At 67.4% G+C, this 21,663-nt stretch carries 21 protein-coding genes; 9 read left to right on the forward strand and 12 right to left on the reverse strand.

Going from position 1 to position 21,663, the window contains the following annotated elements; all coding sequences use genetic code 11:
* Positions 1 to 15 precede the first annotated feature (15 nt).
* A complete protein-coding gene (locus JL37_RS00845; protein ID WP_043541310.1) occupies positions 16 to 738 on the forward strand; it encodes a nitroreductase in 723 nt (240 codons plus the stop codon).
* 91 nt (positions 739 to 829) lie between these two features.
* Positions 830 to 2,023, forward strand: a complete 1,194-nt coding sequence (gene metC, locus JL37_RS00850; RefSeq protein ID WP_043541312.1) for a cystathionine beta-lyase — start codon at positions 830 to 832, stop codon at positions 2,021 to 2,023.
* 19 nt (positions 2,024 to 2,042) lie between these two features.
* Here the strand turns inward: metC and JL37_RS00855 are convergent, their stop codons facing one another.
* The 5 genes from JL37_RS00855 to argS form a co-directional block, all read right to left on the reverse strand.
* Complete coding sequence (locus JL37_RS00855; protein WP_231570261.1) at positions 2,043 to 2,990, reverse strand: alpha/beta fold hydrolase; 948 nt, start codon at positions 2,988 to 2,990, stop codon at positions 2,043 to 2,045.
* Complete coding sequence (locus JL37_RS00860; RefSeq protein WP_043541315.1) at positions 2,987 to 4,198, reverse strand: ABC transporter substrate-binding protein; 1,212 nt, start codon at positions 4,196 to 4,198, stop codon at positions 2,987 to 2,989. Before JL37_RS00860 ends, JL37_RS00855 begins: the two co-directional genes overlap by 4 nt.
* A gap of 166 nt (positions 4,199 to 4,364) precedes the next feature.
* On the reverse strand, positions 4,365 to 4,994 hold the full coding sequence (locus tag JL37_RS00865; protein WP_043541316.1) for a thiol:disulfide interchange protein DsbA/DsbL: 630 nt from the start codon (positions 4,992 to 4,994) through the stop codon (positions 4,365 to 4,367).
* An 80-nt stretch (positions 4,995 to 5,074) separates the two neighbouring features.
* Entirely contained in the window at positions 5,075 to 5,782 is a 708-nt protein-coding gene (locus JL37_RS00870) for an SPOR domain-containing protein (RefSeq protein ID WP_043541317.1), read from the reverse strand.
* Positions 5,783 to 5,791: 9 nt separating this feature from the next.
* Positions 5,792 to 7,489: an arginine--tRNA ligase gene (argS, locus tag JL37_RS00875; RefSeq protein WP_043541318.1), complete on the reverse strand. Its 1,698-nt coding sequence runs from the start codon at positions 7,487 to 7,489 to the stop codon at positions 5,792 to 5,794.
* A 324-nt stretch (positions 7,490 to 7,813) separates the two neighbouring features.
* On the opposite strand from argS, the gene JL37_RS00880 reads away from it, so the two are divergent.
* The 6 genes from JL37_RS00880 (at position 7,814) to JL37_RS00905 (ending at position 11,915) form a co-directional block, all read left to right on the forward strand.
* Entirely contained in the window at positions 7,814 to 8,161 is a 348-nt protein-coding gene (locus tag JL37_RS00880) for a DUF1840 domain-containing protein (protein WP_043541319.1), read from the forward strand.
* Positions 8,162 to 8,246: 85 nt separating this feature from the next.
* Positions 8,247 to 8,564, forward strand: coding sequence for a hypothetical protein (locus JL37_RS00885; RefSeq protein ID WP_043541320.1), 318 nt, complete (start codon positions 8,247 to 8,249; stop codon positions 8,562 to 8,564).
* A gap of 219 nt (positions 8,565 to 8,783) precedes the next feature.
* Positions 8,784 to 9,467: a GntR family transcriptional regulator gene (locus JL37_RS00890; RefSeq protein WP_231570262.1), complete on the forward strand. Its 684-nt coding sequence runs from the start codon at positions 8,784 to 8,786 to the stop codon at positions 9,465 to 9,467.
* Complete coding sequence (locus tag JL37_RS00895; protein ID WP_052096723.1) at positions 9,457 to 9,960, forward strand: ureidoglycolate lyase; 504 nt, start codon at positions 9,457 to 9,459, stop codon at positions 9,958 to 9,960. The genes JL37_RS00890 and JL37_RS00895 overlap by 11 nt, the downstream gene beginning before the upstream one ends.
* A gap of 8 nt (positions 9,961 to 9,968) precedes the next feature.
* Positions 9,969 to 10,886, forward strand: coding sequence for an allantoinase PuuE (locus JL37_RS00900; protein WP_231570263.1), 918 nt, complete (start codon positions 9,969 to 9,971; stop codon positions 10,884 to 10,886).
* Between the two features lie 39 nt (positions 10,887 to 10,925).
* Complete coding sequence (locus JL37_RS00905) at positions 10,926 to 11,915, forward strand: tripartite tricarboxylate transporter substrate binding protein (RefSeq protein ID WP_043541323.1); 990 nt, start codon at positions 10,926 to 10,928, stop codon at positions 11,913 to 11,915.
* Between the two features lie 111 nt (positions 11,916 to 12,026).
* Here the strand turns inward: JL37_RS00905 and JL37_RS00910 are convergent, their stop codons facing one another.
* From JL37_RS00910 to JL37_RS00935, 6 genes are all read right to left on the reverse strand, one after another.
* Complete coding sequence (locus JL37_RS00910) at positions 12,027 to 12,827, reverse strand: carbohydrate ABC transporter permease (protein WP_043541324.1); 801 nt, start codon at positions 12,825 to 12,827, stop codon at positions 12,027 to 12,029.
* Positions 12,824 to 13,699: a carbohydrate ABC transporter permease gene (locus tag JL37_RS00915; RefSeq protein ID WP_043541325.1), complete on the reverse strand. Its 876-nt coding sequence runs from the start codon at positions 13,697 to 13,699 to the stop codon at positions 12,824 to 12,826. Before JL37_RS00915 ends, JL37_RS00910 begins: the two co-directional genes overlap by 4 nt.
* A gap of 15 nt (positions 13,700 to 13,714) precedes the next feature.
* The gene (locus JL37_RS00920; RefSeq protein WP_043541326.1) at positions 13,715 to 15,010 is read right to left on the reverse strand and encodes an ABC transporter substrate-binding protein; all 1,296 of its coding nucleotides are present in this window, start codon (positions 15,008 to 15,010) and stop codon (positions 13,715 to 13,717) included.
* A 108-nt stretch (positions 15,011 to 15,118) separates the two neighbouring features.
* Positions 15,119 to 16,174, reverse strand: coding sequence for an ABC transporter ATP-binding protein (locus tag JL37_RS00925; RefSeq protein WP_043541327.1), 1,056 nt, complete (start codon positions 16,172 to 16,174; stop codon positions 15,119 to 15,121).
* Between the two features lie 115 nt (positions 16,175 to 16,289).
* Positions 16,290 to 17,087 carry a phosphodiesterase gene (locus JL37_RS00930; protein WP_043541328.1) on the reverse strand — a complete coding sequence of 266 codons (798 nt, stop codon included), beginning with the start codon at positions 17,085 to 17,087 and terminating at the stop codon, positions 16,290 to 16,292.
* A gap of 47 nt (positions 17,088 to 17,134) precedes the next feature.
* Entirely contained in the window at positions 17,135 to 18,166 is a 1,032-nt protein-coding gene (locus tag JL37_RS00935; protein WP_043541329.1) for a substrate-binding domain-containing protein, read from the reverse strand.
* A 318-nt stretch (positions 18,167 to 18,484) separates the two neighbouring features.
* On the opposite strand from JL37_RS00935, the gene JL37_RS00940 reads away from it, so the two are divergent.
* Positions 18,485 to 19,813, forward strand: a complete 1,329-nt coding sequence (locus JL37_RS00940; protein WP_043541330.1) for an amidase — start codon at positions 18,485 to 18,487, stop codon at positions 19,811 to 19,813.
* Positions 19,814 to 19,892: 79 nt separating this feature from the next.
* Here JL37_RS00940 and leuA read toward each other — a convergent pair whose 3' ends face one another.
* Complete coding sequence (gene leuA / locus JL37_RS00945) at positions 19,893 to 21,602, reverse strand: 2-isopropylmalate synthase (RefSeq protein WP_043541331.1); 1,710 nt, start codon at positions 21,600 to 21,602, stop codon at positions 19,893 to 19,895.
* Positions 21,603 to 21,663 lie beyond the last annotated feature (61 nt).

Genomic DNA, 21,663 nt, shown 5'->3' on the forward strand with positions numbered 1-21,663 from the left:
AGGAGAGACAAAACCATGCCCCGGTCCGCCACGCAGCCACGCCCGGAAAGCCCGTCCCACGCCGATCCGCGCCCGGATTCCGCGCTGGAAGCGTGGTTGCGCGCGCGCCATAGCTGCCGAGCATTTCTGCCCGAGCCGGTTCCGCGCGCCACGATCGAACGCATCCTGGACCTGGCGCAGCGCACGGCTTCCTGGTGCAACTGCCAGCCCTGGCAGGTGGCGATCACCGAGGGCGCGGGCACGGAGCGCTTGCGCGGCGCGTTGCAGCGCCGCGCCGGCCAGGCGGGCTTCACCCCGGATTTCCCATTCCCGCGCGAATATCAGGGCGAATACCTCGCCCGCCGACGCGAATCGGGCTTCCAGCTCTACGGCGCGGTGGGCGTGGCGCGCGGCGACCGCGAGGCCTACCGGCGCCAGGAAATGCGCAACTTCCAGCTATTCGACGCGCCGCACGTGGCCATCATCACCACCGACGAGGCGCTGGGCGAGTACGGCGCGGTGGATTGCGGCGGCTATGTCGCCAATTTCATGCTGGCGGCCCAGGCCAACGGCGTGGCGGCCGTGGCGCAGGCCTCGCTCGCCATGTATCCGGAAGTGCTGCGCGAGGAACTCGGCATACCGGCGGGGCGGCGCGTGGTCTGCGGCATTTCCTTCGGCTATGCGGACGCGTCGCACCCCGCCAACAGCTACCGCACGAACCGCGCGGCGCAGTCCGAAACCGTCACGTGGGTGGGCTGACCCAGGTCCGTCCCCACGACAGGGCGCGCCGCGCCTGATAAGGTTCACCTATCCGCTTTCCTCTCGTCCATTCGCAGCCGTCACCATCAAGATGCCTACCAAACACATCGATACGCTTCTGCAGCACGCGGGCACCGCCCCATTCAACCCCGAGACCGGCACCGCGCCCGTGCCGCTGCCTCCGATGCGGGCCAGCACGGTGCGCTTCGCGAATATCGCCGCGCTGGAGCAGGCTCAGCGCAGCAAGGCCGCCGGCGGGCGCGCGAGCACCTACGGCCGCATGGGCATGGACACGCATGCCGCGCTGGAGCAGGTCTTCACGCAGCTCGAAGGCGGCACGCACTGCTATCTGGCGTCGTCGGGGCTGTCCGCGATGACCATGGTGATGATGGCCCTGTGCTCGGCCGGCGACCACGCCCTGATCTCGGACTGCGTGTACGGGCCGATGCGCGAGCTGGACGACGCCGTCCTGAAGCGCATGAACATCGACATCACCTATTTCGCGGCGGGCGAAGACCTGGACGAGCTGGTGCGTCCGAATACCAAGCTGCTGTACGTGGAATCGCCGGGCTCGCTGCTGTTCGAGATGCTGGACATGGGGGCGATGGCCGCCGTCGCGCAGCGCCACGGCCTGGTGCTGGCCACCGACAACACCTGGGGTTCGGGCTATATCTACCGCCCGCTGACCTTGGGCGCGCACGTGTCGGTCATCGCCGGCACCAAGTATGTGGGCGGGCACTCCGACCTGATGCTGGGCGCCGTCGTCACCAACGACGAGGCGATCGCCCGCAAGCTGAACCGCACGCAGTACGCCATGGGCTATTCCATCAGCGCGGACGACGCCTGGCTGGCATTGCGCGGCGTGCGCACCATGCCGATCCGCATGGCGCAGCACGCTCGCCACGCGCTGCAGGTGTGCGAGTTCCTGAACAGCCGTCCCGAAACCGTGCGCCTGTTCCATCCGGCGTGGCCGCAGGATCCGGGCCACGCCCTGTGGCAGCGGGATTGCACGGGCTCCAACGGCATGCTTTCCGTCGAACTGCGCCTGTCGCCCGCGGCGGCGCGCGAGTTCGTCGATGCGCTGACGCTGTTCGGCATCGGCTTCTCTTGGGGCGGCTACGAAAGCCTGGTCCAGCTGGTGTCGGGCAAGGACCTGGCCAAGCACCGCTATTGGGGCGAAGGAGACAACGCGCTGGTCCGCCTGCACATCGGGTTGGAGTCGCCCGAAGACATCATCGCCGACCTGGCCCAGGCCCTGGAGAAGGCCGCGGCCGTCCAGGGCTGAACGCCGGCGCGCGCGGCCCTCAGGCCGCCGCGCCGCGTATCCAGGCGCCGATGCGCGCCGCGATGTCGTCGCTGTTGTCGTCCATCATGGGCATGTGCGAATTGCCCGCCACGCCCATGTCGGCCAGGCGCCACGTGGCGACGCGCGCGCCATGGCTCGCCAGTTCGCCGGCATAGGCCTGGCCCGTGGCGCACAGCCGTTCCCATAGCGGCGTGGCGTCCAGATAGTCACCATAGACGAACAGGAACGGCTTGCTGGCCACGCTGGCGGCGTCCACCTCGGGCGAGAAGCCCGAGGGTTCCACGCCGATGACTCCGCGCACCAACCCCGGCCTGGCGTGCAGGGCGCGGTAGGCAACCTCGCCGCCGTGGCTGTGCGCCAGCACCAGGCAGGGGCCGATGCGGTCGAGCGCCGCGCAGAATCCTTCCAGGGCGGCATTGTTGTTGCCCAGCCAGCGCGGCACCGCGTGGCGGATGAATTCGTCGAACGCGGCGATCGGGAAGCGCTGCCCATCGAAGGCGCGCCGCGCCGTGTAGTCCTCGGCGCGCCCGAACCGGAACAGCGACCAGCTTTCCTCGGCGTTGCGGATGATGGGCGCCTCCGGCCAGACTTCCTTGAAAGGCGCCCAGCCCGCGCGGCCGCGTTCGACGTTGTCGACCACGTAGACCGCGTGGCCCTGGCGCAGGAAATGCTGCAGCCAGCCCGGCCGGCCGTCCGGCGTCTGTTCCCACATCGCGCCCGTCATGCCGCCGCCATGCAGCAGCACGATGGGCAAGGGATGAGCCAGTTCCGCCGGGACGAAATACTGCACGTAGGCCTGCTCGAAGTGATACAGGCCGTTGGGATCGTAGGCCAGCGAGGCGCTTTGCGTGAACGCGATGTCGCGCGTCAGCTGGCCCGCGATGCGCACCTGCCTGCCGCCCGCGTAGAAGCTCCCGAAATCGGCCAGCGCCAGGGGCGGGTTCATTGCTTGGCCAAGGGGCATTGGCTTTCCGACAGCGGCCAGGCCAGTGTGTCGCCGGGGATGCGGCGCACGATGTTGTAGTAGTCCCAGGGCGCCTTGGACTGTTCCGGCGTCTTGACCTGCGCCAGCATCATGTCGCGCACCACCAGGCCGTCCTGGCGGATATGGGCGTTCAGGCTGAAGGGATCGTCGATGGGCAGCGATTTCATTTTCGCCATGACGGCGTCGGCATCCGTGGTGCCGGCCGCCTTTACCGATTGCAGGTAGTGGCGCACGGAGCCGTACACGCCCGCCTGCAGGAAAGTGGGCGGACGGCCGACGCGGGCCTCGAATTTCTTGGCGAAGGCGCGCGTGCCGTCGTTCATGTCCCAGTAGGAAGGCACGGTCAGATAGGTTTTCTGCGCCGCTTGCAGGCCCAGGCTGTGCACGTCGGTGAGAAGCAGCAGCATGGCCGCCAGGCGCTGCGTGCTGCCGATGCCGAATTCCGCGGCCTGCTTGATGGCAGAGATGGTATCGCCGCCCGCGTTGGCGATGGCGATGATCTGCGCCTTGGATCCTTGCGCCTGCAGCAGGAAGGACGCGAAGTCCGAGGCGTTCAGCGGGTGGTAGACAGTTCCCACCACCTCGCCGCCGTTGGCCTTGACCACCGCCTCGGTGTCCGCCGCCAGCTGCTTGCCGAAGGCGTAGTCCGAGGCCAGGATGAACCAGCGCTTGTTGCCTTCGTTCACCACCGCGGTCGCCGTGCCGCGGGAGAGCGCATAGGTGGTGTAGGTCCATTGCACGCCATAGGGCGAGCACTGCGCCTGCGACAGCGCGGTGGTGCCGGGGCTGGAGAACAGCACCAGCTTCTTCTTCTCGCGCGCGATGCCCTGCACCGCCAGCGCGACCGAGGAGTTGGGCACGTCCACGACCACGTCCACGCCGTCGGTGTCGTACCACTTGCGCACCATGCTGCTGCCGATGTCGGGACGGTGCTGGTGGTCGCCCGACACCAGGGAGATGGGCTTGCCCAGCACGCTGCCGCCCATTTCTTCGATGGCCAGCCGGGCCGCTTCGACGGAACCCTTGCCGGTGGCGTCGGCGGTGACGCCCGCCATGTCGGTAAGAACGCCTATCTTCACGCCCTCGGCGTCGCTGGCATGGGCCAGGCCCGCGGCCAACGCCAGGCACAGGCCGGCAGCCGCGCTGCTGCGCAGGAATTGCTGTCTCATTTCTTCCACCCGTTGGATGCCGCCGTGGCGGCGAATTATTGTGCGGAAAGTGTAGCGCGGGCGGGCGCTCCCGACGCGGCGCATGCTGTGCCGGCCGAGCCCTGGCCAAAACAGAAACGCCCCGGCCGGAGAGGCTCGGGGCGTCGGAATCCTTGCTGGGGGCGGATCAGTTGCGCGCCATGGGGATCAGGCGATCCACTTCCTTCAACGCGCCTTCATAGCTGTTGCCTGCCATGACCGGCGAGGTCATGAACTTGCCGCCCACGGCGAACGACGGGGTACCCTCGATGCGGTAGGCGTCGGCCAGCTGGCTGGCGCGCTGCACTTGCGTCTGCACGCTGAACGAATCGAAGACCGAATCGAACTTGGCGCGATCCACGCCCTGGGACGCAACCCAGTCGCCCATGGCCTTCTTGTCGAACAGGCGCTTGTGCTCGCCGTGGATGGCGGTGAAGACCTTGGCGTGCAGGTCAGGACGGTCCAGCGCCAGCAGCGTGTAGTAGAGCTGCTGCAGCGGCTTCATGCCGGCGTTGAAGGCGATGGGGATCTGCTTGAGCACCACGTCCGGCGGCGCGGTCTTGACCCAGTCCTCGACCAGCGGCTCGATCGCGGCGCAGTGCGGGCAGGTGTAGGCGAAGAATTCCAGCACTTCCACTTTGCCCGGGGTATCCGACGGCAGCGGCGGATTGATGGGTACGTATTGCTGCGTGCCTTGGGCATGGCTCGCCGGGCTGAAGAACGCCGTGGCGGCCAACGCGGCCGCGGCCAGGATGCGGATAATCTTGGGGGACACCATGGATGAGAGGTTCCTGAGTAAAAAGTTACAGACAGGGCCAGGGCCGGATAAGTTCAATGCCTGCGCCTGTGGGGCGCGCCTTACTGGCGCACCACCGCGGTTTCGATTTTGTTTTCGCCCAGCCTGCCGCGGGCGCGGTTCATGTCGTCCAGGCGGGCGAACGGCCCCACCCTGACCCGGTTGATGGGCTTGCCGTTCACTTCCGCCTTTTGCACGGCCACCGGCAGGCCCAGCAGGATGATGCGGGCCTTGAGCGATTCCGCGTCGTTCTCGCCCCGGAAGGCGCCTGCCTGCAGATAGTACGTGCCGGTAGCCGCGGAAGCCGCGGGGGCCGGCTTGGCGGCCGGCGCCGGGGCGGCCTTCGAAATGGGCGTGGGCGGCGTGGCGGGAGCCGGCGCCGTCGCGGCGGGCTGCTGCCGGGTGGAGGGCAAGGTTGCGATCAGCGCGCCCAGGTCGTCCATCTTGGAAGGCGGCTCGTCGGGCTTGGCAACGCCGGCGCCGGGCAGCGGCGCGGGGGCGGTTGCGGTGGGGCCCGTGGGCGCGGCGCCCGCGCCGCCATCGCGGCCGTACAGGCCGGCGTTGGGGTCCGGCGCCTGGCGGGGATCGGGCAGCTTGCCCGTGTCGCCCTGGCGGCTGGCCCGGTCCACGAAGGGCACGGGCGCCTTGGTGACGTAGAAGGCGACGACGGCGGCCACGATCAGGCCGAGGAGCAGGCCGGCCAGCGCCCCGTACAGGGTGCTGCCGCTTTCGCCGGAGGAACGGCGGGAGGTTTTGCGCTTTGTTGCCATGAACCGATGTTACATCCGCTCGGGCGCGGACACGCCCAACAACTCCAGGCCGTTGGCCAGCACCTGGCGCGTGGTCGAGGCCAGGCGCAGGCGTGCCAGCTTCAGCGCCGTGTCGTCGACCAGCACGCGCTCGGCGTTGTACCAGGCGTGGAAATCCGAGGCGCAATCACGCAGCCAGAAGGCGATGTGGTGCGGGGACAGTTCCTGCGCGGCCAGGGCGATCACGTTCGGGAATTCGGCCAGGCGTTGCATCAGGGCGAATTCGGTGGGTGCGGTGAGCAGCGCGGCGTCGGCCTGCGCCACGTCGGCGGCCGGCATGGCTGCATTGGCCACCACCGAGCAGATGCGGGCGTGCGCGTACTGGATGTAGTAGACGGGATTCTCGTCGCTCTTGGACAGCGCCAGGTCCACGTCGAACACGAATTCAGTGTCGGCGCGGCGCTGGATCAGGAAGTAGCGCACGGCGTCGCGGCCCACCCAGTCGATCAGGTCGCGCATGGTCACGTAGCTGCCGGCGCGCTTGGAGATCTTGACCTCTTCGCCGCCGCGCATCACCTTGACCATCTTGTGCAGCACATAGGACGGGTAGTCCTTGGGGATGCCTTCTTCCAGCGCCTGCAGCCCGGCGCGCACGCGCGCCACGGTGCCGTGGTGGTCGCTGCCCTGGATGTTCACGGCGCGATGGAAGCCGCGCTCCCACTTGGCCTTGTGATAGGCCACGTCGGGCACGAAATAGGTGTAGCCGCCTTCGCTTTTCCGCATGACGCGGTCCTTGTCGTCGCCCGTGCCGAGTTCGGTGGTGCGCAGCCACAGCGCGCCGCCTTCCTCGTAGGTATGGCCGCCGGCGATCAGCGCCTTGACCGTGGCTTCGACCCGGCCGGAGGTATAGAGCGAGCTTTCCAGGTAGTAATTGTCGAAGGCCAGGCCGAAGGCTTGCAGGTCCAGATCCTGTTCGCGGCGCAGGTAGGCCACGGCGAAGACGCGGATATCGTCCAGGTTGTCGACGTTGCCCGTGGCGGTGACGTCCACGCCGTCGGAATGGACGGTCGCGCCGGCCTGGAAGTCGCGCGCGATGTCGGCGATGTAGTCGCCCTTGTAGCCGTCGGCGGGCCAGTCGGGGGAATCGGTCGTCAGGCCGCGGGCGCGGGCCTGCACGCTGATGGCCAGGTTGTTGATCTGGTTGCCGGCGTCGTTGTAGTAGAACTCGCGGGTGACGTCCCAGCCGTTGGCGTCGTACAGGCGGCAGATGGCGTCGCCCAGGGCGGCCTGGCGGGCATGGCCCACGTGCAGCGGGCCGGTGGGGTTGGCCGACACGAATTCGACCAGGATCTTCTCGCCGCTGCGCGGGGCGCGGCCGAAGTCGGCGCCCTGCTCGGCCACGGCCGCGATGACGGCCTGGCGGGCCGCGGCGGTGACGCGCAGATTGATGAAGCCGGGGCCGGCGATCTCGGCGCTTTCGATCAGGTCGGCGGCGCCGGGCTGCGCCATCAGGGCGTCCACGATGGCCTGGGCGAGTTCGCGCGGATTGCGGCGGGCCGGTTTGGCCAGCTGCATGGCCACGTTGGTGGCGACATCGCCGTGGGCGGCGACCTTGGGGCGTTCCAGCAGCACGTTGGCTCGGGCCGTATCGGCCTGGCTGTCGGGCAGGCTTTGCGCGACGGCGGCCTGGATCAGGGAGATAAGCTGTTTCTGTTGCTCGAGGAGCATGGGCGTCTGGAGAAGTTCTGAGTTAGTGGCGGACGCGCCCGCGTGCCTGGCGGGCGGGGCAGGCAGGACGAGGCGCCGCCTGCTGTACGGACAGGGACCGCGCGCGTGCCCGATTCCTGGGCGGCGCAGGTTTTCCCGTCACGGGAATCTCCTGAATCATAGCTTGATTTGGCTTCCGGACAGGGCCTGGCCCGGCACGAGGTGCCTCCGGCCGGGCCTGTTCCAGGGACGAAAGGCAGGCCCTGGCGGACATCCGTCCCGCGGCCAGTTGGCATCCCCCGGGCGTTGCGGTAGTGTATGTAAGTAATCATTGTGGAGACGAATATGTTGATCACCTTTCACTCCAAGGTCGTGGCCGAGGTCCTGATGCTGACCGACCATGCGGGCGCGCTGTTGCAGGCGGCCGGCAAGTCCTTCGGCGACAAGATCCCGGAGCGCGGCGTCTTCACCGTGGAGCAGCTGCAACCCGCCATCACCGGCATCGAGCGCGCGATCGACGAATACCAGCGTGCCCACGAGGGCAGCGAGGAAGACGACGTCGACAAGGCGCCCGTGCCCCCGATGGCCCGCATGGTGGGCATGAAGGAGCGCGCCTTCCCCCTGCTGGACATGATGCGCCAGTCCCTGGCGGCCAACGCGGAAGTCACCTGGGAAGTGTCGCGCGGCTGGTAGGCGGCCGGGCAATGTCGCCGGACCGACAATCTGGCCGGCCCTTTTTGCCTACGCTTCTCGCCTGGCACTCTTAGAAGGAATCCCGATGCGCAGCGATATCACGATTGTTTTCGACCCCCGCCGTACGCTGGACCTTTCCGCCGACGTGGAGCCCTCCCCGCAGCGCCAGGCCGAGGCGCGCGACTGGTTCGACGGCGCCTGGGAAACGCTGGGCTGCGAACCGCTGCGCCCCAGCGGCAAGGTCCTGCTGCTGGATAAGGTGCTGGGGGTGGCGGACGCGCTGGGCTACGACACCCTGTCCACCGATGAAAAAGAAGCCCGCGAATTCGCGGACAACCTGGCGCTGGCCCTTGAGCGCCCGCGCATCACGGTGGATCTGCCCGGCCTGACGGTCGGTTACTGACCTCCCCCGCCCGCAGCATCCGGGCGGGCTTTCCTCTAGCATTCCCCGACCGTTCCGCCCGGCGTGTCCGCGGCGGCTCAGGCGTTTGTGCGCCTGTTTCTTCCGGATCGCGGGTTTTTCCCTAGTCTTTTCCCTTTGCCCGCCGTGCCGCGCTGACGCCGGCCAGGCTATAGTTCAGCTGGTATTCAAGTGGGATCCCACCGGGACCGCAATAGGAAAATGAACCAGGAATCATTCGAAGATCTTGCCGGCGACGGCCCGGCGCTGAGCGTATCCGAACGCACCTACCAGGCCTTGCTGGACCGTATCGCGTCCCGCCGCACCGGCCCTGGCGAGGTGATGGAAGAGCGCCGCCTGTCCGAAGAATTGAATGTTTCGCGCACGCCGATGCGCGCGGCGCTGAACCGCTTGTTGGGCGAGGGCATCCTCAAGCGCCTGTCCAATGGCGCCGTGGTGGTGCAGGAGTTCGGCGCCACCGAATTGCTCGAACTGCTGCAGATCCGCCGCCTGCTGGAAGGCGAGGCGGCGGCCATGGCCGCCGGCCGGATCCCGGGCGCCAAGCTGGCCTCGGTCAAGGCGCGCCTGGAAGACGTGATGCGCCATAGCGCCGCGGGCGGCGAATCCACCTGGACCGCCGACAACGAGGTCCACGACCTGATCTCCGCCCATTGCGGCAATAAATCGATGGCCGCGATGATCGCCGACGCCCGCCGTCGCGCGCGCCTGTGCAACGTGGAACGGCTGGCGGAACGCTCCGTGCAGGCGCGCGGCGAGCACTTGGCCATCGTCGAGGCCTTGCAGGCGGGCGATGGCGAAGGGGCGCGCCAGGCCATGGCGGCGCACCTGGACAATGTGCGCCGCGCCTTCGCCAAGACCTTGGGATACCTGCCCCATGAAGGCTGATCCGATGCGCCGCGTCGTGGCCGAACCCCTGACCTCCGAGGGCTTCGCCGAATTCGGCGAAGTGGTCGAGCATGGCGGCAGCGCGCGGCGCCGCCATCTGAGCCTGCCCTTCGCCCATGCGGCGCCCGCATGCCGGCCTGCCATGTGGGTCAGCCGGATCGACGCGGCGCTTGCCTGGCCCAGCCCGGTCGCGCTGCTGGAACGCCATCCCTATTCGTCGCAAACCTTCATCCCGCTGGACAACGCGCCGTACCTGGTCGTGGTCGCGCCCGACGGCGAGGGCGGCGCGCCCGACCTGTCCCGCCTGCGCGCCTTCATCGCCTCCGGCAGCCAGGGCGTGTGCTACCGGGCCGGCGTCTGGCATCAGGGCCTGTCCGTGCTGCGCGCCCCGGCCCAGTTCGCCGTCGCGATGACGCTGGCGGACGAAGGCGACGATGAATTCCTGGAAGTGGCCGCGTCAGTCGACATCGTGCCGCCCGGTTTTTCCCGTTGAACGAGGAAATCTCCATGCAACCCGATTATCCCCACCTGCGGCGCGACTTCGTCGGCTACGGCGCGGACCTGCCTCACGCGCAGTGGCCGGACGGCGCCCGGATCGCGCTGAACCTGTGCGTGAACTATGAAGAAGGCGGCGAACTGTCCGTGCCCGATGGCGACGAGGTCTCGGAGTCCGCGCTGACGGAAGGCGGGGGCGGCGGTTTCGCCGGCCGCGACCTGGCGGCGGAATCCATGTTCGAGTACGGCAGCCGCGTGGGCTTCTGGCGCGTTGCGCGCCTGCTGCGCGAGCGCGGCATGGCCGCCACCATCTTCGGCTGCGGCCTTGCGCTGGAGCGCAATCCGCAGGTGTGCGCCGCCATCCGCGAGGCAGGCTGGGACGTATGCGCCCACGGTTGGCGCTGGGAGCGCCACCAGAACCTGAGCGAGGAAGAGGAACGCGAGCGCATCCGCCGCACCGTTGCGTCCATCGAGGCGTCGGTGGGCGCCCGCCCGCAGGGCTGGTACTGCCGTTATGGCCCCGGCATCCACACCCGTAAGCTGGTGGCCGAGGAAGGCGGCTTCCTCTACGACTCCGACGCCTATAACGACGAGCTGCCGTACTACGTGGAAGTGGACGGCCGGCCCCACCTGATCCTGCCCTACGGGCTGGCCAACAACGACGCCAAGTTCATCCGCGGCGGCATGGCCACCGGCCAGGACCTGTTCGACTACCTGAAGGACGCGTTCGACATGCTGTACCGCGAGGGCGCCGAGCGTCCCCGGATGATGTCGGTGGGCCTGCATCTGCGGCTGGTCGGCCATCCTGGCCGCGCCGCCGGCCTGGAGCGCTTTCTCGATTACGTATCGCGCCAGCCGGGCGTGTGGATCTGCCGCCGCGCGGACATTGCGCGCCACTGGCTCGCTACCCATCCGCCCCGCTGAGGGCTCGCGCAGAAGAACCATCACAACAAGGAGACAAGCATGACCATTTGGATAAACAGGAAGCTCGGCGTGCTGGCGGGCGCTCTTGCGTTCGCCGTCGCGGCGCCGGCGGCGGCGCTTGCGCAGCAGTCCTATCCGGACAAGCCGATCCGGCTCGTCACGCCGTTCCCGCCGGGCGGCGCGGCCGACACGCTGGCGCGCGCGCTGGCCAAGAGCCTGAACGAGGCTTATGGCTCCACCGTGGTGGTCGAGAACCGCGCTGGCGCGGGCGGCACCATCGGCACCGCCTCCGTGGCCAAGGCCGCGCCCGACGGCTACACCCTGCTGCTGGGCAACGTATCCACGCTGGCGACCGCGCCCAGCCTCTACACCAAGCTCAGCTACGACCCGCTCAAGGACTTCACGCCGCTCACGCTGGTGGGCCGAAGCCCGCTGGTGTTCGCCGTGAATCCCGGCGTGAAGGCCAACAACCTGCGTGAACTGATCGATGCCGCCGCCGCTCAGCCCGGCTCGCTGGACTACGGTTCGTCCGGCGCGGGCAGCATCACGCACCTGACCGGCGAGCTGCTCAATGTGAACTTGAAGGGCGCCATGGTCCATGTGCCCTACAAGGGCAGCGCGCCCGTGGTCATGGCCATGGTGTCGGGCGAACTGGACATGGGTGTAACGCAGGTGGCCGAAATGCTGCAGCAATACCGCGCCAAGCAGGTGCGCGCGCTGGCCATTACCGGAAATCAGCGCCTGTCGGCCGTGCCTGACGTGCCCACGGCGGCCGAAAGCGGCATCAAGGGCCTGGACGCCACCACCTGGTACGCGGTCGTGGCGCCTCAGGGCGTGCCGCAAGCGGTCGTCGACAAGCTGCAGCCCATGCTCGTCAAGGCGCTGGAAAACCCCGGCATGAAGAAGCGCTTCGCCGAGGAAGGCCTGATCCTGGAATCCTCGACGCCCGAGGCGCTGGCGGAATTGATGCGCAGCGACATCCCGAAGTGGGCCGAGGTCGTCAAGCGCGCCGGCGTGAAACTCGACTGAAGCTCACGCACCCGCATCGCGGCAAGCCTCCCTTGGCGAGGCCGCACGGATCCGGCTCCGCCGGTCCGTAGCGGCGCCCCTTGAGGGGGGCGCGCAGCGCTCGGGGGTGGGCTACCTGATTCCGGCTCGCATGAACGATTGCACGAACTGGCGCTGGAACAGCAGGAAGGCGATCAGCAGCGGCGCGGCCGACATCAGGGTGGCGGCTGTGATGACCGACCAATCGATGCCCTGGTCGGTGGACGAGAACACTTGCAGCCCCACCGTCAACGGCCGCGACTCCACCGAGTTGGTGATGATCAGCGGCCACAGGAAGTTGTTCCAGTGGTGGCTGACCGACACCAGCCCGTAGGCCACGTAGATCGGCTTGGCCAGCGGCACGTACACCTTCCACAGGATCTGCAGCTGGTTGGCGCCTTCCATGCGGGCGGCCTCTTCCAGTTCGCGCGGCACCGTCTTGAAGGTTTGCCGCAAGAGAAAGATGCCGAACGCCGACGCGAAGTACGGCAGGCCGATGGCGAACACCGTGTCGCGGATGCCAAGCTGGCTCATCGAGCGGTAGTTCTCCACCAGCAGCACGTCGGGCATGATCATCAGCTGCAGCAGCACCAGCATGAAGACGAAGTCGCGCCCGCGGAACTCCAGCCGCGCGAACGCGTAGCCGGCCAGGGTGGACAGGACCAGCTGCGCGGCCAGCACCATCGTGACGAGCAGGAAGGTGTTGAGGAAATAGCGCGGGAACGGCGCGGCGTGCCAGGCCCGCACGAAGTTGTCCAGCGTGAGCGGCGCGAGCAGGTCGAAGCGGGTCGCGTAGGCGGGCGGATGGAACGCCGCCCACATGGCGTACGCCAGGGGCAGGATCCAGAGCAGGCCGAGCGCCCAGGCGCCCAGGGTGTCGAGCTTGTCTTTCATTGATAGTGCGTCCTGCGGTCCAGCCAGCGGAACTTGACCAGCGCGGTCAGCGCCAGCACCACCAGCAACACGACGGTCAGCGTGGCGGCATAAGCCGTGTCCCAGAAACTGAAACCCACCTGGTAGATGTAGTACAGCAGCAGCGTGCTGGCGTTGTCGGGCCCGCCGCGCGTCATGACGACCACGTGGTCGACCAGGCGGAAAGCGTTGATCAGGGCATTGATCAGCACGAACAGGGTCGTGGGCATCAGCAGCGGCCAGAGAATGCGCCGGAAGTACTGCCAGCGCGACGCGCCTTCCAGCATGGCGGCTTCGCGCAAGGACGGCGACACCGTCTGCAGAGCGGCCAGGTAGAAGATCATGAAGAATCCGGCTTCCTTCCATACCGTCACGAACATCAGCGCGGGCAACGCGGTTTCGCGGCTGCCGAGCCAATTGGGCCCGGGCGACCCGAACAGCTGCATCACCTGGGCGATCAGCCCGTACTGCGGGGTGTAGAAGAACAGCCAGATGTTGGCCACCGCCACCATCGGCAGCACCGTGGGCGTGAAGTACGCCATGCGAAGGAAACCGCGGCCGCGCAGGTTGCGGTTCACCCACAGCGCCATGATCAGCGCAATGCCGATGGATGTGGGTATCGTGCCCAGCGCGAACCACAGGTTATTCCACAGCGATTGCCAGAACACCGGGTCGTCGCGCATGACCGCGTAATTCTCCAGCCCGACGAACCGGGCCGGACGCGCGCCCTTGGGCGTGGAGAAAAAGCTGTGCCATAGCGTCGCCAGCGCCGGGTAATGCGTGAACGCGGCGAGCAGCACGATGGCTGGCAGCAGCAGCAGCCAGCCATAAAGCGCGTTTAAAGAACGACTCATCGTGCTAAGTGCCCATTACTTGTAGGAACGCAGTATGCGATCGGCCTCGCGTTGCGCGTCGGTCAAGGCCTGCTGCGGCGTCTTCGAGCCCGTCAACGCCGCCTGCAGGGCGTCGTTCAGGGTCTTGGTGACGCGTTGGTTCTCATGCGTGGAGAACTCCGCCACGCTGACTTCCAGCTGGTCACGCGCCACGGCGGCGGCCGGCACTTCCTGCGCATACTTCTTCATCTTCTCGGTCTGCCAGGCGGCCGGCGTAACCGCCACGTAGCCCGTGGCGATGCTCCAGTCCGCCGCGCGCTCGGGCGTGGTGACCCATTGCGCGAACTTCAGCGCGGCCGTCTGCTGTTCCGGCGTGCCGCTTTTGAAGATGTAGAAGTTGCCGCCGCCGGTGGGGCTGCCGCCGCGCTTCTTTTGCGGCATCATGGCGACCCCGAAGGGGAAGTCGGCGTTCTTGCGGATGTTGGTCAGATTGCCCGTCGTGGTCCAGACGATGGCGGCCTTCTTCTCCAGGAAGTCCTTCGGCGTGGTGCCCCAGTCGATCGTGCCGGTCGGCATGATCTTGTGCTTGGCGGACAGGTCGCGCCAGAACTGCGCGGCCTCGACCACGGCGGGCTTGTCCAGGTAGACCTCGTTGCCGGCCTCGTTCATCAGGATGGCGTCGTTGGGCGTGGTGAGCGCCTGGAACAGCCAGTAGGCGAAAGCGCCGCCCGAGGGGATTTCGATGCCCCACTGCGTGGTGTTGCCGGAGGCGTCCTGCTTGGTCAGCTTCTTGCCGTACTCGACCAGCTCGTCCCAGTTGGCGGGCGCGCGTTCGGGATCCAGCCCCGCGGCCTTGAACAGGTCCTTGTTGTAGTACATGACGATCGTCGAACGCTGGAACGGCACACCCCAGGTGTGGCCGCCCGTGCGGCTGTTCTGCATGAAAGCGTCATAGAAGCCGCCCAGCCACTTCTTGTCGGCGTCGCTCTTGGCCAGGCTGTCGATCGGAACGATGGCGTCCTCGTCGATCAGCGTGAACATGTCGGTGGACAACAGCACGGCCAGCTGCGGCGGGGTGCCGCCCTTGAGCGCGGTCAGCGCCTTGGCGATCGAGTCCTGGTAGGAGCCGGCGTAGATCGGCTTGATCTTGATGTCGGGATTTTCCTTCTGGAAATCCGCCACCATGTCGTCGACGATCTTGGTGATGGGGCCGCCCACCGCGACCGGATAATAGAACTCGACCTCGACGGGCTTGTTCTGCGCCTGCGCGGGCAGAGAAAGGCAAGCGGCGGCCAGGCTGGCGGCCAGGGTCTTCAGTACGATGCGTCGCATGTTGGTTTCCTTTTCTGTGTAATAGGCGTTTTTACCGCCGGGCCGCCCCAGGTAAATAGCGCCCCCTTTGGGGGGCAAGCCGAAGGCGCGGCATGGGGGCCATTTTTCTTAGCGTCCGTCGGTGTTGATGACCGCCGAATCGGCGGCAAAGAAATGCTGTTGCCCGTCCGGCCAGGACAGGCGCAGGGCTTCGCCTGCGCTTGCGCGCAGGTGTCCGCCCACGCGCACGGCCACGCCGCTGGTGTCGCCGACGCGGCACACCACGATCGAGTCTGCGCCGAAATACTCCACGCTCTCCACGGTGGCGGCGATGCCGTCGCCGTCGATGCGGATGTGTTCCGGCCGCACGCCCAGCTTCACCGCGCCGGCGGGCGCGTTCGCGATGGCGGGGCCTTCCGTGCCGGCGATCACGGTGGATCCGCGCGCTGCCGTCAGGCCGATCAGGTTCATGGGCGGCGTGCCGATGAAGCGCGCCGCGAATTCGCTGGCCGGACGCGCGTACAGGCCGTCGGGCGTGTCGTGCTGTTCGATCTGGCCGCCGCGCAGCAGCACGACCTGGTCGGCCATGCTCATGGCCTCGGTCTGGTCGTGCGTCACGTAGACCATGGTGATGCCCAGGTCCTGCTGCAGCGCGCGGATCTCGCGGCGCATTTCGTGGCGCAGTTGCGCATCCAGGTTCGACAGGGGTTCGTCCATCAGGCAGACCGGCGCTTCCGATATCACGGCGCGGCCCAGCGCCACGCGCTGCTGCTGCCCGCCCGACAGTTGCGAGGGCTTGCGGTCCAGAAGATGGTCCAGGCCGAGGAGGCCGGCCACGCGCTTGAGGCGGCGGTCGTAGTCGCGCGCCGGTTCCTTGCGCACCTTCAGGCCGAACAGGATGTTCTCGCGCACCGACAGGTGCGGAAACAGCGCGTACGACTGGAACACCATGGAGATGCGGCGCTTGGATGGCGGAAGCTGGGTGACGTCGCGGTCGCCGATATGGATGCTGCCCGAGGTGGGCGTGTCCAGCCCGGCGATCATGCGCAAGGTGGTGGATTTCCCGCAGCCCGAGGGACCCAACAGGACCGTGAAGCTGCCGGCGGGAACCGAAAAGCTCACGCCATGGATCGCGGCGGCGCCGCCGTACTGCTTGGTGAGGTTATCCAGAACGATGGATGACATGCTGTCTCAAGATCTAGTAGTTAGATCCGCATTGTTGCCTGTTATGAAAACCTTTTCATTGTGCAGCGCAAACATGACGGATGTATGGCAATGCGGGGTAGTCTAGCCGCTGGTTTCAGGCGAAAGGATAGGGGCCGGGGTATTCCCCAATGACGGCGTGGTGCGTGACCAGATTGCCTCCATGCCACCAATGCAGCTGGTAGCCCGGCGGCTCCATGATGTATTGCAGCGTCGGGCGCGGCCCCAGTTCGAGCGCCAGCTGGTGCGCCGTGCCCGGACAGGTGGACGCGATCGTGCCGCCGAAGCGCTGGAATATCGTGCGGTGCAGATGGCCGCAAAGCACGCGCTGCACGTTCGGAAAGCGCGCCACGATGCGTTCGAGTTCGGGTGCGCCGGCGAGCAGGCCGATGGCGTCCATGTGCTCGATGCCGGTCACGAAAGGCGGGTGATGCATCAGCACCAGCGTGGGCCGGTCCGGCTGTTCGGCCAGGCGCGCGGCCAGCCAGTCCAGCCGGTCCTGGCAAAGCTCGCCGTGGCTCTTCATGGGCACGACGGTGTCCAGCGCGAGCATGCGCAGCGGATAGGTTTCGATGGCGTACTGGATGAACGGGCCCTGGCCTTGCAGGTATCCGTGATCGGGAAATGCGGCGCGCAGTCCGGCGCGGTCGTCATGGTTGCCGGGCAGAAGGAAATACGGGATCTCCAGCGCCTGCAGATGCTCCCGCAGCGCCTGGTACTCCACCGGCTTGCCCAGGTCCGTCAGGTCGCCGGTGATGAGCACGCAATCCGGCCGCGGCGTCAGGGCATTGAGCGCGCGCACGGCCGGGGCGAGGAAGGCGGCGGGATCGATGATGCCGTAGGCCTTGTCGCCGGGAGTGCGCATGTGCAGGTCGGTAATCTGTGCGATGAGCATGACGCGAAAAATATAGGATGGTTATCGTGGAATGGTTCCGGCGGCCGCTAGGCGGCGCTGGAAGCCTTGCGGCGGACTGGCGCCGCGGTGCCGCCGACGACGATGCAATGGGGCAGGCGGTCCGATTGTGGCGGATGGCCGTGGATCTGCGCCAGCAGGTTCGAGCAGGCGGCTTCGCCGATGCCGTCGCTGGGCTGGGCCACGGTGGTCAGCGGCGGCGTCAGCAAGGCGCCGAAGCGCATGCCGTCGAACCCGCACACCGAAATGTCGGCCGGCACCGACAGCCCCAGGGCCACCAGGTCGGCGATCACCGCGGTGGCCAGCAGATCGTTTGAGCAGAACAAGGCGGTGGGCGCCTGCTTGCCGCGCAGCGCGGCCTTCAGCACGTCGGCGTCGCTGCCGGTGTGCGAGCTCATGGAGATGTGCTGGATGGCTTCCAGGCCGAGCCGCTTGGCGCAGGCGCGGGCGCCCACCAGGCGGCGGCGCGCGCGGTCGGATGCCGTCAGCGGGCCGGTCACAAGCGCAATGCGGCGGTGGCCCAGCGCGGCCAGGTGGGCCACCATGTCGCTCGCGGCGGCGCGGTTGTCCACCGATGCATAGGGATGGGCGGCCGATTCGTTGTAGACCAGCACGTACGGGATGCCGGCGCTGTCCAGGTCGTCCAGCGTGGCGCTCTTGGCCACGTCGGCGACGGTGAGGATCAAGCCATCCACCTGGTGGTCCATCAGGCCCTGGACGGCGGCCGATTCCACCGCGGGGTCGTAGCCGGTGGCCGTGAGCATGACGCTGTAGCCGGATTCGCGCGCGCGGCGTTCCGCGCCTTCGAAGCACTCGGCGAAGACCGGGTTGGACAGCGTGGGCAGGATCAGCCCGATGGTGCGCGTGCTGCCCGAGCGCAGGCTGCGGCCCACGCGGTTGGGCCGGAAGCCCGCGCGCTTGGCCACGTTGCGGATGTGCGCGAGGGTGTCGGGGTGCACGATGTCCGGCTGGTTGAACGCGCGCGACACCGTCGCCGGCGATACCCCGGCCTTGCGAGCCACTTCGATAATGGAAAAGCGGGGCGACGAGCGCGATGCCATGGAGGGTATTGCTGCCGGGTCAGTGAAAACGATTTCATCATACAAGACAAATATGACCTTTGTGTTGCACGCGTTTGCGCTATGCTGGGGGAACGCAACAACAAAGCCAAGGCGCGACGCGGGGTTTACCCAAGGAAAACAAGGCGTTTTCCGTGTTTTTCCCAATTGACGCGGAGTGAACAATGGTTGAAGTCGGTCCGTCCAGAACGCATGGCAAGCCTTTGCCTCGTGGAATCGGGCAGGCCCTCGGTCAAGGGGACCGGGTGCGTAGTTCAGCCGCCGCGCGTGATGCGCGGCGCCGGTAAAGAGGAAAGGACCATGTCTACAGCCTTGAACAGACTTGGCGCGCTGGAAGCCGCGCGCAAGCTGCAACGGCGTGAATTAACCGCGGAACAGCTGGTGCGTGCCTGTTTCGCTCGAATCGAGCAGCGCGAGAACACCGTGCATGCCTGGACCGCGCTGCAAAAACAGGCCGCGCTGGACCGTGCGCAAGAGCTCGACCGCGGCGCCCTGCAAGGTCCGCTGCACGGCCTGCCCATCGGCGTGAAGGACCTGTTCGACACCGTCGACCTGCCCACGCGTTATGGCTCCCCGATCTACGAGCGCCATCGCCCGGGCCTGGACGCCGCGTCCGTGGCGCTGTGCCGCGGAGCGGGCGCGGTCGTCATCGGCAAGACCGTCACCACCGAATTCGCCACCTACCAGGCGGGCCCCACGCGCAACCCGCGCAACGAGGCCTACACGCCGGGCGGCTCGTCCAGCGGCTCGGCCGCCGCTGTGGCCGATGACATGGTGCCGTTCGCGCTGGGTTCGCAAACCGCGGGCTCCATCATCCGCCCCGCGTCCTACTGCGGCATCGTGGGTTTCAAGCCCACGTTCGGCGGGATACCCCGCGCAGGGGTCAAGAGCCTGGCGGAATCGCTGGACACGGTCGGCGGCTTTGCGCGCTCGGTGCCGGACGTGGCGCTCTTCGCCTCGGTCCTGATGCGGGATCCCCGCATGCTGGAGCTGGCCTACGACGGCAAGCCGCGCATCGGCATGTACCGCAGCCTCCAGTGGCGCCATGCGCAGGCGGAAACCAAGGAAGCCTTCGCGCAGGCCGCGGCCATTCTGTCGCGGGCCGGCGCCATCGTGGAAGAGGTGCCTCTGCCGCCGGAGCATTGCGTGCTGGTGCAACTGCATTCGGACATCATGGCGTTCGAGGCCTCGCAGGCGCTGGCCTACGAGCGCCTGGAGCACGCGGCGCAGCTCAGTTCCAAGATCCAGGCCATCCTGGACGCGGGCTCGCGCATCACGGCGGAAGAGCACCTGAAGAACCTGGAGCGCGCCGCGGAGTCCCGCGCGCGCGTGGACGCGTGGTTCGACAAGTACGATGTGCTGCTCGCGCCCAGCGTGGCCGGCGAGGCTCCCTTCGCGGACCTGGGCACCGGCGACCCGCAGTTTTCCCGCGCCTGGACCCTGTTCGGCGTGCCTTGCCTGAACTTGCCGTTCGCCACCGGCCCGCAAGGCCTGCCGGTGGGGCTGCAACTGGTGGGCAGGCGCCACAGCGATCACTTCACCTTGGCGGTTGCCGCTTGGATCCACCAGCGCCTGCTGGCCGCCAACGCGCCGGACATCGGCGCGTCCGACATGTGGCCCAGAGGGTGAAGGCGGAATGGCCGCAGCCCCTGCGCCAAACAAAAAGCCCGCCGGATAAGGCGGGCTTTTCTTCATGCCAGGACGCGGATCACGCGGTCTCGGCCGTTTCTTGCTCGGTGGCCACGGCGCTCGCGTTAGCGTGGCGGTTGACGGCGCTCAGGACGGCCTGGAACGAGGCGGTCACGATGTCGCGGTCGATGCCCACGCCGAAGCCAGTGCTCGAATCGCCCACGCGCAGCTCCACATAAGAAGCGGCGCGGGTGTCGGTGCCGGTGCCGATGGCATGTTCGTGGTAGTCCATGATGCGCACGGGCACGTCCAGCGCGGCCACGAAGGCCGAGATGGCGCCGTCGCCCTTGCCGGTCACGATGCGGCGTTCGCCGTTGTATTCCAGTTCGGCCTCGATGCTGAAATGCTGCCCTTCGCCGGCGGCGGGGTTGCCGTCGATGCGGTGGCGCACGAGCTTCCACGGGGTCTTCTGTTCGAGGTATTCGCGGTTGAAGATCGTGTGCACGTCGTCGGCGGTGACTTCGCGGCCGGTTTCATCGGTGACGCGCTGGATGGCGCGGCTGAATTCGATCTGCAGGCGGCGCGGCAACACCAGGCCATGTTCTTGCTCGAGCAGGTAAGACACGCCGCCCTTGCCCGACTGGCTGTTCACGCGGATCACGGCGTCGTAGCTGCGGCCCAGGTCGGCGGGGTCGATCGGGAGGTACGGCACTTCCCAGACGGCGTCGGCCTCCTGTTGGGCGAAGCCCTTCTTGATGGCGTCCTGGTGCGAGCCCGAGAACGCGGTGAAGACCAGGTCGCCCGCATACGGATGGCGCGGGTGCACGGGCAGCTGGTTGCAGTATTCGGCGCAGCGGCGCACTTCATCGATGTCCGAGAAGTCCAGGCCGGGGTGCACGCCTTGCGTGTAGAGGTTCAGCGCCAACGTGACGAGGTCGACGTTGCCGGTGCGTTCGCCGCTGCCGAACAGGCAGCCTTCGATGCGGTCGGCGCCGGCCATCACGGCGAACTCGGCGGCGGCCACGGCGGTGCCGCGGTCGTTATGCGGGTGCACGCTGAGCACGATGCTGTCGCGGCGCGCCAGGTTCTTGTGCATCCATTCGATCTGGTCCGCGTACATGTTCGGGGTGGTGGCCTCGATCGTGGCGGGCAGGTTCAACACCATCTTGCAGTCCGGCGTGGGCTGCCATACGTCGGCCACGGCGTTGGAGACTTCCAGCGCGAATTCGGGCTCGGTCGTGCTGAAGACTTCGGGCGAGTACTGGTAGCGCCACTGGGTTTCCGGGTGCTGGGCCATGTACTGTTTCACGAGGCGGGTGCCGGTCGTGGCGATGTTCTTGATTTCGTCCTTGCTCATGTTGAACACGACCTTGCGGAACGCCGGCGCGCAGGCGTTGTACAGGTGGACGATGGCTTGCTTGGCGCCCGCGGCGGATTCGACCGTGCGGCTGATCAGGTCTTCGCGCGACTGCGTCAGCACGATGATGGTGACGTCGTCCGGGATGCGCTTTTCGTCGATGAGCTTGCGGACGAAGTCGAAGTCGGTCTGCGAGGCGGACGGGAAGCCGACTTCGATTTCCTTGAAGCCGATCTTCACCAGCTGTTCGAAGAAGCGGAGCTTGCGCTCGACGCTCATCGGCTCGATCAGGGACTGGTTGCCGTCACGCAGGTCCGTGCTCATCCAGATCGGCGCGGCGGTGATGCGGCGGCTGGGCCAGGTGCGTTCGGAGAAGTCGCGGGCAAACGGTACGAAGGGGACGTATTTGGCGGCGGGGTTGGCAAGCATCATGACTACACCTCGATCGGTTTCTTTTGAATCCCGGGAGTACTGCTCTCGGCGGCATCGCGAC

Source organism: Achromobacter sp. RTa, from assembly GCF_000757485.1.
GTDB lineage: Bacteria > Pseudomonadota > Gammaproteobacteria > Burkholderiales > Burkholderiaceae_B > Achromobacter.